The 14,622-nt window shown below is 42.8% G+C and carries 8 protein-coding genes; 7 read left to right on the forward strand and 1 reads right to left on the reverse strand.

What is annotated here, in order from left to right; all coding sequences use genetic code 11:
• Positions 1-160: 160 nt before the first annotated feature.
• On the forward strand, positions 161-5,155 hold the full coding sequence (locus G7Y90_RS08525; protein ID WP_250163909.1) for a translocation/assembly module TamB domain-containing protein: 4,995 nt from the start codon (positions 161-163) through the stop codon (positions 5,153-5,155).
• Positions 5,156-5,414: 259 nt separating this feature from the next.
• Here G7Y90_RS08525 and hemP read toward each other — a convergent pair whose 3' ends face one another.
• Positions 5,415-5,573: a hemin uptake protein HemP gene (gene hemP / locus G7Y90_RS08530; protein ID WP_227672156.1), complete on the reverse strand. Its 159-nt coding sequence runs from the start codon at positions 5,571-5,573 to the stop codon at positions 5,415-5,417.
• A 296-nt stretch (positions 5,574-5,869) separates the two neighbouring features.
• On the opposite strand from hemP, the gene G7Y90_RS08535 reads away from it, so the two are divergent.
• From G7Y90_RS08535 to hemE, 6 genes are all read left to right on the forward strand, one after another.
• Positions 5,870-6,973 (forward strand): NUDIX domain-containing protein, encoded by a 1,104-nt coding sequence (locus G7Y90_RS08535; RefSeq protein WP_250163910.1) that lies wholly within the window; start codon positions 5,870-5,872, stop codon positions 6,971-6,973.
• Between the two features lie 440 nt (positions 6,974-7,413).
• Positions 7,414-8,592, forward strand: a complete 1,179-nt coding sequence (locus G7Y90_RS08540) for a lipocalin family protein (RefSeq protein WP_250163911.1) — start codon at positions 7,414-7,416, stop codon at positions 8,590-8,592.
• Between the two features lie 339 nt (positions 8,593-8,931).
• Positions 8,932-10,377, forward strand: a complete 1,446-nt coding sequence (locus tag G7Y90_RS08545; protein WP_201559855.1) for a glyceraldehyde-3-phosphate dehydrogenase — start codon at positions 8,932-8,934, stop codon at positions 10,375-10,377.
• 285 nt (positions 10,378-10,662) lie between these two features.
• Entirely contained in the window at positions 10,663-11,880 is a 1,218-nt protein-coding gene (gene cgtA / locus G7Y90_RS08550; protein WP_055124422.1) for an Obg family GTPase CgtA, read from the forward strand.
• A gap of 79 nt (positions 11,881-11,959) precedes the next feature.
• Positions 11,960-13,132 (forward strand): glutamate 5-kinase, encoded by a 1,173-nt coding sequence (proB, locus tag G7Y90_RS08555; RefSeq protein ID WP_045445028.1) that lies wholly within the window; start codon positions 11,960-11,962, stop codon positions 13,130-13,132.
• Between the two features lie 293 nt (positions 13,133-13,425).
• A complete protein-coding gene (gene hemE / locus G7Y90_RS08560) occupies positions 13,426-14,562 on the forward strand; it encodes a uroporphyrinogen decarboxylase (RefSeq protein ID WP_045445031.1) in 1,137 nt (378 codons plus the stop codon).
• Positions 14,563-14,622 lie beyond the last annotated feature (60 nt).

A 14,622-nucleotide genomic window follows, 5' to 3' on the forward strand; every position in this document is an offset into this window, starting at 1 on the left:
CAATCCAGTAGTGACATCATTTAGCGCGTATTGAACATTCTTAAGTCGTCTCAGTTAGTGACATAGAGACAGGTTCAACACGCGCTATTAGCAATATCCGTTGTATTTCTTATTTATCGTGCCGATTGCCGGTGACCATTCTTTAACGTAGTTGAGTGTCATGCTGACAAAAAATACCCCGCCTAATAACGCCCCAGATGAAGATCCAGCACAGCGAGACGCTCGTGCCGTCAGACGTTGGTATCCGCTGTCATTTTTGCTCAAATTACTGGTGCTTATTTTAATTGTGCTGGCCATCATGTTTGCCGTGTTTTTTTACGCAATGGGCACAGAGTCGGGTACGAAGTTTATATTAGAGAAAGTCAGTGCTGAGACGGGCATTGATTTTAAATATGGTCGCGGTAATTTACGTGATGGTATCTGGGTCACTGATATCGATATCAAGGCGACTGAAGACCTTGAAGTATTGGTTGATAAAGCTTACGTCAAGATAGGCTGGCGTGCCATATTTGCCAAAGAAGTGCATCTGCGTGATGCAGACATACAAACCATTGAGATTATCAATAACAAGCCACCAACGGGTGAGCCGTTCGATTATAAAACGTTACAGCTACCAGTGAACTTACGCTTTGATCACGCTAAAATAAAAAATATTACTTATAAACAAGTGACCAAAGAGCCCATCGTTGTGCAGGATATTGTTGCCCGTGATTTGACATGGGTCGGTAGCACGGTAACGGTTGGTCGCGGCGATTTACAATATGCTGATATCGTCAAAATCAGTGCCTTACAAGGTGAAATTGATTTACAAGGCGACTATCCGCTAGATTTAAGCGCGATTGCAGAAGTCAGTGCGCTAGAAAAAGCCTATGTTGACCCATTGAATATCACAGCAACAGGGACGCTAAAACGTACGGTTGGTAAGGTTCGTAGTCGTTACAATGACAGCGATGTGAGCGGTGATTTTGTTGTACAAGGTTTAGATCAGGATTCGCCATTTCAGGCAAAATTGCAATGGGATGATATTTTGATCCCTTATGCTGACAGTCAAAAAATTCGTTTAAAAAGTGGTACTGCTACCGCGACAGGGGTGATCTCTGAAATACGTCTGCGTATCAATACTGAGCTGACGGCTAAAGACATTCCGTCTGGTCACTATCAAGGTCGCGCCGTTATTGCAAACAGTCAGATGCGTATTGATCGCTTAGATGCTCAGGTGCCAGCTGGAAATTTAATTCTGCAAGGTATTTTAGATTGGCAAGACAGTTTTGATGCAAAAGTACGAGCGACAGGTAGCAATTTTGATATTCGCCGCGTTATTCCTAATGACTATGTTGATTTCAAAGCATATGCACCGCAAAAGCTGAATGGTCGATTGTCACTACATTATCAGCAGAAAAACAGCACTGGTAACATAGAGCTTGATGCAGATTTGCGTCAACGTGATGGCGAGCATGTGAATGCTAATATCGTTCAAGGCAAAACGTCAGCGAAGTCGACACAGGTAGCGCCTTGGTATATCGATGCTAAATGGCAAAACCTAATCCGCCGCGATGTGCCCAATATCGGTAATATTGATAGTCCGCGTGGACAGGCGGATGTCATCATTCGTGGCTCACGGTTATCAGTAGATGCCAATGCGGTCATTAATGAATTGAATGCCGCTCCTAAAGGCAACTATGACGTGAGCGTGCGCAAAGCTGGGGATGTCATTGACATCAATCGCCTGAATTATAAAGGAGTCGTGGGCGACTTATCAGGTACTGGGCAGATTCAATTGGCAAATAAAAAGCGTCCGCTCACATGGCAGATAGATGCGCGTACCAATGGATTATTACCCAAACAGTATCGCAGTGATTTGCCGATTGAGCGCCTAACCGGTAGTGTCAGCGCGCGTGGTCGTTTATTGACTATTACTAAAGGTGGCGTTAGTGGTCAGCGTCATATTATCACCTTAAACAAGACCGACTTGCAGGCGCAACTTGATGCGACTCAAGATGGCCGTGCTATTGGTATAACGGGTGCGGGTGATGCCAAAATCGATATCGTTGGTGGCGAGCTATCTATGTTCGATGCGCGCTTCAATGGACAAGTCGATACTGCAGATGTACCAAAAGGACGCCTATCTATTGATGCGGCTGGCACGCCAAAGTTTATCAGTATTCGTAAGCTCAATTACAACGGTGAAGCGGGCGCAGTGAATGCCAAGGGCGTCATCGATTTGCGTAAAAATATCGGCTGGACGATAGATGGTCGCTTTGATAAATTTAATTTGGGTTATTTCTTGCCCAATAATCCAGCGATTATCACAGGTGATCTAAAAACCAGTGGCGAGTGGCAAACTGCGCCTAAGAATAGTAAAAATGCCGCAGGCAAACTGCAACGTTTTGCGGTGAATTTCGATGGAGTGCTAGATGCTGAGCAACTGCCAGCGGGCAAGCTAACCATTGATGCCAGTGGCGATGACCAGCTGATTCGTATCAAGCGTTTCCGTCATGTGGGCGCGGCAGGCAGTATTGATGCTAAAGGGACGGTTGATGTGCGTCAAGGCATTGCGTGGGATATTGACGCAGTGATGGATCGTTTTAATATTGGTTATTTCCTCAAAGATACTCCAAGCCTTATCACCGGCACTATCGATACGGATGGGCGCTGGAGTGACTCGCAGCAAATCATTAATATCAAAAAAATTGATTTAAGAGGTATGCTAAAGGGTCAACCGCTTAGTGCCAAAGGTAGCTTAGCAGCGAAGATGCGTCTGCCAAAAGATTTGGCAAGCTATTTCAAGCGTCTACAAACGCAAGATGCACAGGCGCAATATAAGCAAGTAAATGCCTTGATAGACAGCTTAAACGCGGATAATTTAGTGCTACGTTGGGGTGATAATTATGTCACTGCTAATGGCAATGCTAAGCAATTACAAACCAAAATTAATATTACCAGTCTGGATCAGTTGTCAGATAAATTGGCTGGCAAAGTCACTGGCGGTGCGACCTTATCACAGCCAGTAGGACAAGCGCTGCCAACTATTTATATCGATTTGGTTGGTGAGCGGATTGCACTGCCGGGCTTTATTTTGCGCCAAGGTCGCGTGCGCGGTAAGCTGGTCAATTTAGCAAACAGCCCAAGTCAGCTTATTATCACCGCTGAAGGCTTAGATGCAGCTGGACAGAGTTTTAAAAGCGTTAAAGCAACATTTAATGGTACTGAGCAGGCGCATGTGGTCAATCTTGACGTTGCCAATGAGCAGCTCACGATTGGCGCAAGGCTTAAAGGCGGCTTCAATCGGGATAAATTAAGCTGGTCTGGCGTCATCGGTAAAGGCCGTGTTCAATCCAAATATGCGACCTTAAATCAGTTACAGCCAGCGCAGTTGATTGTTGATTTACCCAACAATCAAAATGGCAATAATAACGATTTAAAAGTACAGTTGGCAGCGCACTGCTGGCAAGCCACCGATCAAACGGGCAAGGTGTGCTTACGTGAAAACTTAATCGCGTCACCTGATAAAGGTGAGGTGAATATCGCCTTGCAAAATCTAGATACGTCATTACTCTCGGTCTTTTTACCTAAAGATATCGACTGGCATGGCAAAATTAATGGTAAGGCGATTGTTGGCTGGCAACGTGGTCGTCCACCGACGATTAATACCACACTGTATTCGGACAACGGCAAAATTGGCTTGATTCAAGATGGTGATAGTTTACCCGTCACTCTGCCTTATAAGCGGGTCTCACTAATTGCATTGTCCGTCCCTGAGGGCATCAAACTACGTACCGATATTAACACTGGTGGCGGTGCGCGTGGCTATGCTGAAGTGGTCGTTGATCCTTATAAGACGCCTAAGCCAATTTCGGGCGCTTTGGTATTGAATGAGCTTAACCTTGCGATATTCAAGCCTTTCTTCCCAGGTATGCGAGTGCTAGAGGGCAATGTCACGATGGCAGGAGGATTGGGCGGTACATTAGATAAGCCGCAATTCTATGGCGATGTGAAACTTGCTAATGGCCGTATTGCGATGCTTGATTTGCCCATTAATTTAACCAATGTAAATACTGACGCCAAAATTCGTGGCACGCAAGCGACTATTGATGGAACCTTTAGCAGTGGTACGGGTAAAGGGGTTTTGACTGGGACCGTTAATTGGCAACAAAAACTCCAAGCGAAGCTTAGCGTCAGCGGCGAGCGTTTGGTAATTACTCAGCCACCATTGTTAGTGGCAGAAATCAATCCTGATATTGATATCATCGTGCGTCCAGGCGATCGTTATGTTGATATTAAAGGAGCGGTCAGCGTACCGTCAGCGACCATTCGTCCGCCAGAAGCCAGCGAAGATATCATTACTCAAACTGAAGATGCAGTGGTTCTTGATCGTCGTCTCATTGGCAATATTGACGAGGTATTGGCAATATCGAAACCTTGGTCAATCAATGCGGATATCGGTGTCGACTTGGGTGATGATATCAACTTCCGTGGTTTTGGTGCCGTTATTCCTTTAGCTGGTGCGATTAATATCACTCAAACTGGCACGGGTGTCATGCGTGCAAAAGGGGTGGTGCAAGTATCACGTCGTACCAATATCAACGCTTTTGGTCAGAACCTAGAGCTTAACTACGGACAAGTGCGCTTCAACGGTGATGTGATGAAACCTAACCTCAGTATTGAGGCGGTTAAAACGATCAGTGGCAAAACGGTAGGTGTGCGTGTCAAAGGCAATACAGAAAGCCCCAATATTATTGTCTTTAATAATGCAGGTTTGACCCAACAGCAGGCGATGAATGCTCTGGTGACAGGTCGAATTAATAACAAGGGCGCCACCCAAATCAGTGAGCAAGGCTTTAAATCGCAAGTGACGAATAACCTAGCCGCCGCGGGCTTAAGCTTTGGACTGAGTGGCACGCGCAATCTAACCAATCAAATTGGTCAGATTTTTGGTTTTCAGAGTTTGACCGTTGATGCCTCAGGCAGTAGTGAAGACACCAACGTCAACGTCACCGGTTACGTGACGCCTGACTTGTATATACGCTACGGAGTAGGGGTGTTTAATGCTCAAAATAGCTTATCTATTCGTTATCAGTTAACTCGACGTATTTATGTAGAGGCAACCTCAGCGGCAGAAAACGCGGTGGATGTGGTTTACAGCTGGCAGTTCTAAATCGCATTGTTTTATCCAATAAAAAACGCCTTTGAATGAAGGCGTTTTTTTATAGGTAGGTTAGGAGGTGTCCTCAATTCAATTGATAGTCATCTAAATGGGTTAAAAATGGCCAAATCTTGCCAAACGGCGTCAAATAGCTGACTAATATCTCGATATTATCGGCGCTATTTTCCTTGTTTGACGGCAATTTATCTCATTTTTATCACCATTTTTAAAATGAGGACACGCCCTAATATTGATGATGAATGATATTAATCTATTTGGTCAGGATTAAGCGATTATTACGTGTCAAACGTAGTCGATACTCTTCACCCTCATGCTCAATACGCACTTCTTTAGTGAGTGCAAATAAGTGTTGTGATTGCAAAGTTGGTAAACGGTTTTCGCGGCAATTCAAGTAACGAGAGATAACCATGCTCATAGTAAATTCCTTTTGATAATAAATGGCTGAATAGTAATGGCGATACAGTAACTATCTTTAACGATAATAATTATCATTTACATTGAAAGATTTTGCAAGGTAATTGATAAAATAAAATGCAGTCATTGTGTAAACTTATCTAAAGCAATTTTCGTAAATGAGATTTAAATAAATAAAAATTAGCTAATTATTATTATAAATCAATAGGTTGGCTATAAATTGACTTGGTTTTTTGAAAATATAAACCAATCAAATCACACTTTAAAAAAACAGTAATAAAGGAGACGCCGATGCCAAATGAAGCAGATAACCACACTGATAGCTCATTTAACAGCGAAAAAGTACTTATCGTAAACGTGGCAGTTGCGGTCATTCATCATAAAGCCCAATATTTACTTGGATTTAGAAACGCCGCCCAGCATCAAGGCAATCGCTATGAATTTGTAGGTGGCAAAATAGAAACCAATGAAAACGCCGAGCAGGCATTGATTCGGGAAGTCGCTGAAGAAACAGGCATTGAGATTTGTGACAATACGATGGTCAAGCTTGGACGTCTGCATCATGATTATGGTGCTAAGCAGGTCAATTTACAGATTTACAAAGTTGAGCTGACTGCGCAGCAGTATGAGCAGCATAAGCATCGCCAATATGGGCTAGAAGGTCAGGCGCTAACGTGGGTAGATAAGGCAGATTTATTAGCAGGAAAGTATCATTTACCCGCTGCTAACCAGACAATTCTCGAATGGCTGAGTGTGCCAACAACGATAGCAATTACCTATCCATTGACGCATTTTGATGCCACTCCTGATCCAATGGCCGCATGGCTGACTTTTCATCAAAACAAACTAACAGCCAATGCTTGGGTATATATTCGAATAAAGGCAGCTGGCTCAGCAAGTATAGCAGCGCAGTTGATGCACATGCGTCCAGATATTAAGGCGATTGTCCCTTGTGATGTCAATGGACAGACCCTAACCACTGAAGCGCCGCTAGCAATGAAAGATATAACTACTGCCAATTCAATCGTTGCCAATCAGCTGTCTCATACCGCATTGTTGCAATGGTCGGAGGATACACAAGATAGAGTGCTGTCTAAAAATTATCCGTTAATAGTCAGTTGTCATGATGCCGCCAGTATTGATGCTGCCAATAAACTGGCTCATGCTCGGTTACAACAGCAATTATCACCCGTCATTGGCGCCTTTTTGTCTCCTGTACTAGTCACCCATACACATCCTGATACTGTGCCACTTGGTTGGGAATCATGGTCAGCATTGGCACAATTGGCTGACATGCCGATTATCGGTTTGGGTGGTTTATCACCTGTGTTGATTCATCAAGTATCAGAGCATGGTGGTATCAGTGTTGCTGGTATTCGACAGTTCTTTGAATAGTAAAAAACTAATAGAAGGAGTGTTGGCACCAATGCTGATCAGTTCTGAACCAGAATTGCCATTAATTGGCATCTATCAGGGCAAATAATTGATTTTTAATATATTTATCCAATCAGTAACTATGTGTTTATTCGGTATTTATTCTACTGCATAAACGCATAGTTACTTACAAACCGTTGCTTTTTCCTACATTGCAACACTGTTTTAATAGTCGAGCTGCCATTAATATATATCACCTAAACAAAGAGTATTTACTCTATATTCTTATAAGCGAATTGATTATCAATATATCTCTTAACTGCTCTCATAATATTTGGTTTTTGCAGCGCCAGCTTTTACATTCAATATATTTTTAAAAGTTGAAGACGCACAGAAGATGAGAGTACATATAGGGCATATAAGAAGAATAGTTAACAGTCACTATCAATAATGGTACCTCTATGAAAACCAATAAGTTACCTCAATCAGCATGGTCTGATACAAAGGAAGCTGGTTCTCAATCTAAGCAGACTACCCAGTCGCGCCACTATCATCTGAATGAGGATAGTACACGGCAGACAGGTCACGCCAGCAACGATGCTAGCTACAACCATGATAATCTAAATGACCAATATTCTACCCATTTGGCAAAAAAAACGTCTTCGCAAGATCACTATTTTGGATATAAAAGCGCCGATAAGAGCCCACTACAGGCAAAAGAGTCTGCTATGATTAACAGCAACAATAACAAAGACGGCGATTCAAAACATAGCGAAAGCAGTGATTTCGTTAGTGATTACTGTACCAAGGATAGTGGTCACTGCACTAACGATTATAAATGGTCACAAGAGTTGAGCGAAAAAGAATCTGGACAGAATCATCATTCAACGCAAAATGCTGATTCATCATCAACCTCTACTTACTCATCATACAAAGAAATACCGGAGCGTATATTTATGAATGGACTTATCAAGCATACGGGTATAGCCCTAGCTATTATCATACCATTAGCTGCATTTTCAGCGTATGCGGCGACGCCACCAGTCAATGCTAACGCTGACATGACTGCTAACGCCACTACTGATAGAACCACTACAGAGACATTGTCAATCAAGCCAAGCGCCATCATTCATAAGTCTGCAAGTACACCGACCACAGTCGATAGCGTTGATCTAAAAAAGTATGCAGGAACATGGTATGAGATAGGTCGTTTGCCCATGTATTTTCAGCGCAATTGTGCCAGTGATGTCACCGCCAATTATACGGAAAAAACCGACGGTTCAGGTATCATAGTCACTAATAAATGCGTACAGAAAGACGGTTCTGGTATTACTTCTGAGGGTATCGCTAAGCCTGTTGATGAGTCAGGCAGTAAGTTAAAGGTCACATTTTTACCATCGTGGATTCGTTGGTTGCCAGTTGGTCGTGCCGATTATTGGGTACTAGCACGTGATGCTGATTACAAGACTGCTTTAGTAGGAACACCTGATAAAAAATATTTATGGTTATTGGCGCGTTCGCCAAACGTCACTCAAGAAACCTATGCCAAATATCGTCAAATCGCTCAACAGCAAGGCTATGACTTAAAGGAATTTAAGTTAACCTCGCAGACCAATCAAACGGTTAGTCTCGTTCCATAACGAGCATCACTTACTAGATACTGGGTTAAATAGTAGTGTTACTTCATCATCCACTATTTGATACTGGCAATAATAAACAATAAGGCAGCATAATTGGCTGCCTTTATTTTTATAATAACCTGCATAACTCAATAAAATGCTTTATAAGCGCTAGCAGATCGGTTATCACTGGCAAAATAGGCCGTTTTAGGCTAAAATCTAGGCGATCTCAATACTCTATATCAATAACTGACACCGATATCGTGCGGTTGCCATACTAGAGTGATTGCGTAGACCACACATAATCTATCTAATCTGTATTCTCTATCATTTACTGATCACACATTACTGACCATAAGGATGTTTCTCGTGAGCAACGCTGATACCTTACGCCAATTACATCAAGACCACTTAAGCAACTACAACAATCAAGAGCAACAAGCGATTGAGCTGATGGGGCTATTGAATAAGCTCTATAATGAGCAAGACGTACAAGTAACCTTGTTCGGTGACACGTTAAATACGACGTCAGTTGGTCAAATATTGGCATTGCATCAAAAAGTAGCCTTGCGTAACCAAGAGGCTAAATCTATTGATATCGCTGACACTTTAGCCATGGTTAAAGCGCTAGCGGCTAATGATAAGCTTCAGTCTGCACAGGTTGATGTTGGTCAATTAATCGCTAATGACAGTGATTTACAAGCAGCACTTCAAGCCGTTAATAGTGATGACACTACGGTTAATCCTGCGACTGATGTTGTGCTATACGGTTTTGGTCGTATCGGTCGTATTTTAACTCGCCTGCTATTATCACAAGCGTCAAGTGCTAAAGGTATGCAGTTAAAAGCCATAGTTGTACGTCCTGCGGCATCTGGCGATTTGGCCAAGCGCGCCTCATTGCTAGAGCGTGATTCGATTCATGGTAGCTTTGCTGGTGGCGTGGTGGTTGATGATGAAAACAACGGCTTGATTATCAATGGCCGCTTTGTTCAGGTCATCTACGCCAAAGATCCAAGCGAGATCGATTATACGGCTTACGGTATTAATGATGCGTTAGTGATTGACAATACGGGCATTTGGAAAGATGAAGCGGGTCTTGGTAAGCACTTGCAATCGACTGGTGTGAAAAAAGTCCTATTAACAGCCCCAGCTGGCGGTGAGATTAAAAACGTTGTTTATGGTGTAAATAACGATACAGTCGGTGAAGATACAATCGTCAGTGCGGCGAGCTGTACCACCAACGCAATCACCCCAACGTTAAAAGTATTGAACGATGAATACGGTATCGAAAACGGTCACGTTGAAACGATTCACTCATTCACTAACGATCAGAACTTGATTGATAATTATCATAAAGCGGATCGCCGTGGTCGTAGTGCTGTATTGAATATGGTTATTACCAGTACGGGTGCTGCTAAAGCGGTTGGTAAAGCACTGCCAGAGCTTAGTGGTAAACTAACGGGTAATGCCATCCGTGTACCAACGCCAAACGTCAGCTTAGCGATTTTAAACTTGAATCTTAAAACAGCACCAGAAAATGCTGATGCGTTAAATGAATTCATGCGTAAAATCTCTAATAGCAGTCAGTGGCAAACACAGATTGCTTATACAGATTCTACTGAAGCGGTATCGACGGATTTTGTTGGTGATACCCATGTAGGTATTGTCGATGCCCAAGCGACTATTTTGACCGACAATCATGCCATTGTTTATATCTGGTATGACAATGAAGTTGGCTATAGTACGCAAGTATTACGTTTAGCCACACAAATGGCAGGCATCAGTTATACACAGATTCCAGCTTAATACATTTGTACAGCAGTAGTGAGTTTTTAATATTGAGGTACTCTTTATAAGAAAGTATTTTAATAGTCACTTTTAGCATGGACAAATAGATGTGATTTTTTAAGTTAATATATACCGCACCCGATAGTCCAATTGGTTATCGGGTGTTATTGTCATAAATAAAGCAATGATATATAGCAACATAGACGTAAGTCTCCTATTTTTTAAAAGATACCTATAGGCAAAAGAAGCAGTATATGACTGCTATTGAGTCTATAAACTAGAGTGTAAATAAAGGAACGTAAGATGCGATTTATTGATGAAGCCGTCGTAACGGTAAAAGCAGGTGACGGTGGTAACGGAATCGCCAGTTTTCGCCGAGAAAAGTATGTCCCACGTGGTGGACCTGATGGTGGAGATGGTGGCAAGGGCGGAGATATTTACGTCATTGCAGAGGATAACACCAACACCCTAGTGGACTATCGTTATACCCGTCGTCATGATGCTATGCGAGCAGAGAATGGCCACAGTAGAAACTGTTCAGGCAAGGGCTCTGATGATTTGTTTTTACCAGTACCTATCGGTACCACGGTAGTTGATACCGAAACTGACGAAGTGTTGGGTGACTTGATTGAACTTGGTCAGACGCTACTGATTGCCAAAGGTGGTGATGGTGGTTTGGGCAATACCCATTTTAAGAGCTCTACCAACCAAGCACCGCGTAAATCGACGTCTGGTTTTGAAGGTGAGTTAAAAGTTCTTAAGTTTGAGCTAAAAGTTGTGGCTGATGTTGGCTTGATTGGTTTGCCTAATGCTGGTAAATCTACCTTTATTCGTCAAGTCTCTGCTGCTAGACCAAAAGTTGCTGACTATCCGTTTACCACCCTCGTTCCGAATCTAGGTGTGGTTGATATCGGTCGTCATCGCTCATTTGTGATGGCAGATATTCCAGGTTTGATCGAAGGTGCTTCAGAAGGTGCTGGACTTGGCATTCGTTTCTTAAAACATGTGGCTCGTACTCGTCGTCTGTTACATGTAGTTGATGTAAAGCCAATTGATGGCAGCGATCCGGTAGCCAACGCTCGTGTTATTTTGAATGAACTTGAGCGTTTTTCGCCTGAGTTATCCAACTTGCCCCAGATTTTGATATTAAACAAAATTGATCAGGTGCCTGACGAAGAGTTAGATGAGCTTTGTACTCATATTGTCGCCGAGCTTGATTGGACAGGCGATGTATTTCGCACGTCAACCTTAATGGGTGAAGGGACTGATGCAGTTAAATATCATTTAATGAATGAGATTGAACTAGAGCGTGAGCGTGAACTAGAAGATCCTATCTTCGCTGAAGCACAAAGAACCCGTTTTGAGCGCTTAGAAGTAGAAGTCCGTCTAAACACTGAGGCGCAGCGTGAAGCCTATCGTGCGGCTCGTAAAGCGGCTCGCGAAGGTGTAGATTTAAGCGACGACGATGCTGATTTTGACGATGACGACGAAGATGGTGTTGAGGTCATTTATGTTCCTTAAGCTAACAGGCTTGAGCTGATATACTTGAATTTTTTAGATCAATCCCCGTAATCAATTCACATGAGAGACAGGAGTTTATATGGCAGGTGACATAGAAAACACGACCGAAGAAGCAAGGTTTATTAAACAAACTCGCAACTTTGATATTCAACGCGTTATTGTCAAGATTGGCTCATCGTTGTTAACCAATAACGGTCGAGGGCTGGATCGAACTGCCATATACGAGTGGGCAAAGCAGATCGCTAAATTGCACAAGCAAGGCGTCGAAGTACTGCTAGTATCGTCAGGTGCTGTTGCCGAAGGTGTGGTACGAATGAACCTTGAGGAGCGCCCGAAGAAACTAGCAGCACTACAGGCCTGTGCTTCTATTGGTCAAATGGGTTTGATTGAAACGTGGTGGTCAGCATTAATTCAGCATGGTATTCAAAGCTCGCAGCTACTACTAACACATGATGATTTGTCTAATCGTAGCCGTTACTTGAATACGACGGGTGCGTTGACACAATTACTAGAGTGGCGCGTGCTACCAGTCATCAATGAAAATGATACCATTACCATTGATGAAATTAAATTTGGTGATAACGATACTTTGGGCGCGATGGCAGCGGCGATGGTCAATGCCGATTTATATATCATTTTAACTGATCAAGATGGGGTGTTTACGGACAATCCGCGCGACAATCCTAATGCAAAAATGATTCGCCAAGAGCGTGCGATGGCGGATTACTTATTTGATATTGCAGGGGATGGTGGCAAGCTTGGTCGCGGCGGTATGCTGACCAAAATTCGTGCTGGTCGTCTTGCAGCGATGGGTGGTTGTCCAACCGTTATCGTGAGCGGTGCTATCGATGATGTTATTACTCGTGTGGTATCAGGCGAAGCGGTTGGTACTTTATTGACCACCAATGATCAAGACAAAATCATTGCACGCAAACAATGGCTTGCCGCGCATTTACGTATGTCAGGCACTCTAATAGTCGATGCAGGCGCAGCAAAAGCAGTAGTTGAGCATCACAAGAGCTTACTACCAGTCGGTGTGGTAGAAGTACGCGGTGATTTCGACGAAGGCGACGTGGTTGAGGTGGTGCATCAAGATACGGGCGAGCGTTTAGCGGTTGGACAAGTGAATTTTTCATCTCGTGATGCTTGCCGAGTGGCTCGTGAGCGTACTGAGCAGTTTGATAGAATTCTTGGTAATAATGAAGAGCGTGTGGTCATGGTACACCGTGATAATTTAGCGCTGACCATGTAGACCATTCATGGTATTCATCCAATTTCAAATATGAGCACGATATTATTGATTAAAGACTAACGGCAAATGACGCTCTAAAAAATACAAATACTTTTAATGATTATTATTCTTATGATTGTTAACACGAGAGATATTAACCAATAAATTGTTATTAACTAATATCTCATTATTTGTGGTTTTTTAGAATAGATTGTCGCTATCTAAACGTTTTAATATTCTTTTATTCAACTTATTTTATCCAGCACCGTATTCATTGATGATCATGAATGCGGTGTTGTTTTGGAGATTTGTACATGAGTGCTTCAGACAATAGTAACTCGATCCAGCAAGAATTTGCGCCTTTAAAGAACGACAGATTGTTACGGGCATTACGCTTTGAATCAATAGACACCACGCCAGTCTGGATGATGCGTCAAGCTGGTCGTTATTTACCAGAATATAAAGCTACTCGTGCAGAAGCGGGCGACTTTATGAGCCTGTGCAAAGATACGGACCGCGCTACTGAAGTTACTTTACAGCCACTACGCCGTTATGATTTAGATGCTGCTATCTTATTTAGTGATATTTTGACCATACCTGACGCTATGGGTCTAGGTTTATACTTTGAGGCGGGCGAAGGTCCTAAGTTTAAACATCCTATTCGTACGCAAGCAGACTTAGATCGATTGCCAGTACTTGAACCCAATGATTCTCTTGATTATGTCATGCGTGCGGTGACGAGCATCCGCAAAGCATTAAATGGTCAAGTGCCGTTATTTGGTTTCTCTGGTAGTCCATGGACATTGGCCACTTACATGATCGAAGGCGGTAGCTCAAAAGACTATCGTTATACTAAAGGCTTTTTGTATAGCAACCCTGATTTTTTGCATCAATTATTAGATAAATTAGCTACTTCTGTCATTGATTATCTAGATGCACAAGTGGTCGCTGGTGCTCAAATTCTACAGATTTTTGATAGTTGGGGCGGGGCGCTTGGCCATCGTCAGTTTATCGATTTTTCTCATGCTTATAATAAGCGTATCGTCGCTGAATTAAAAGTACGCCATCCGCAGATACCAGTGGTATTATTTACCAAAGGTGGTGGGTTATGGTTGGATGTGCAAGCAGATAGTCAAGCCGATGTTTTAGGATTAGATTGGACGATGCCCATTGATCGTGCACGCCAAGTATTGGCTGAAAGTCAGCGTCAATTGACCAAACAGCATAAAAAACTACAGAGTAGTAAAGCCATTCAAGGCAATTTGGATCCAGCAACATTGTATGGTTCACCTGCGACGATTCGTGCTGAAGTAAATGCAATGCTTGATAGTGCTTATGCAAGCGGCGAAAAAACGGGTTATATAGCAAACTTAGGTCATGGTATTACGCAGTGGGTCAATCCTGACAATGCCAAAGTATTCATCGATGCGGTGCACGATTATAAAATCTAAAGCCGCTAGAATCTAAAAATGACAAAGTTCAGGTATATAATCGAGCTTTCTATCTAAGAT

The sequence above is a fragment of the Psychrobacter sp. WY6 genome, assembly GCF_018448495.1.
Lineage (GTDB): Bacteria > Pseudomonadota > Gammaproteobacteria > Pseudomonadales > Moraxellaceae > Psychrobacter.

Bases quoted from the DNA above. Each gene is read 5' to 3' on its own strand.
- hemP (WP_227672156.1), bottom strand. From the start codon at position 5,573: ATGGTTATCTCTCGTTACTTGAATTGCCGCGAAAACCGTTTACCAACT.
- G7Y90_RS08545 (WP_201559855.1), top strand. From the start codon at position 8,932: ATGTTTCTCGTGAGCAACGCTGATACCTTACGCCAATTACATCAAGAC.
- proB (WP_045445028.1), top strand. From the start codon at position 11,960: ATGGCAGGTGACATAGAAAACACGACCGAAGAAGCAAGGTTTATTAAA.
- G7Y90_RS08535 (WP_250163910.1), top strand. From the start codon at position 5,870: ATGCCAAATGAAGCAGATAACCACACTGATAGCTCATTTAACAGCGAA.
- G7Y90_RS08525 (WP_250163909.1), top strand. From the start codon at position 161: ATGCTGACAAAAAATACCCCGCCTAATAACGCCCCAGATGAAGATCCA.
- cgtA (WP_055124422.1), top strand. From the start codon at position 10,663: ATGCGATTTATTGATGAAGCCGTCGTAACGGTAAAAGCAGGTGACGGT.
- G7Y90_RS08540 (WP_250163911.1), top strand. From the start codon at position 7,414: ATGAAAACCAATAAGTTACCTCAATCAGCATGGTCTGATACAAAGGAA.
- hemE (WP_045445031.1), top strand. From the start codon at position 13,426: ATGAGTGCTTCAGACAATAGTAACTCGATCCAGCAAGAATTTGCGCCT.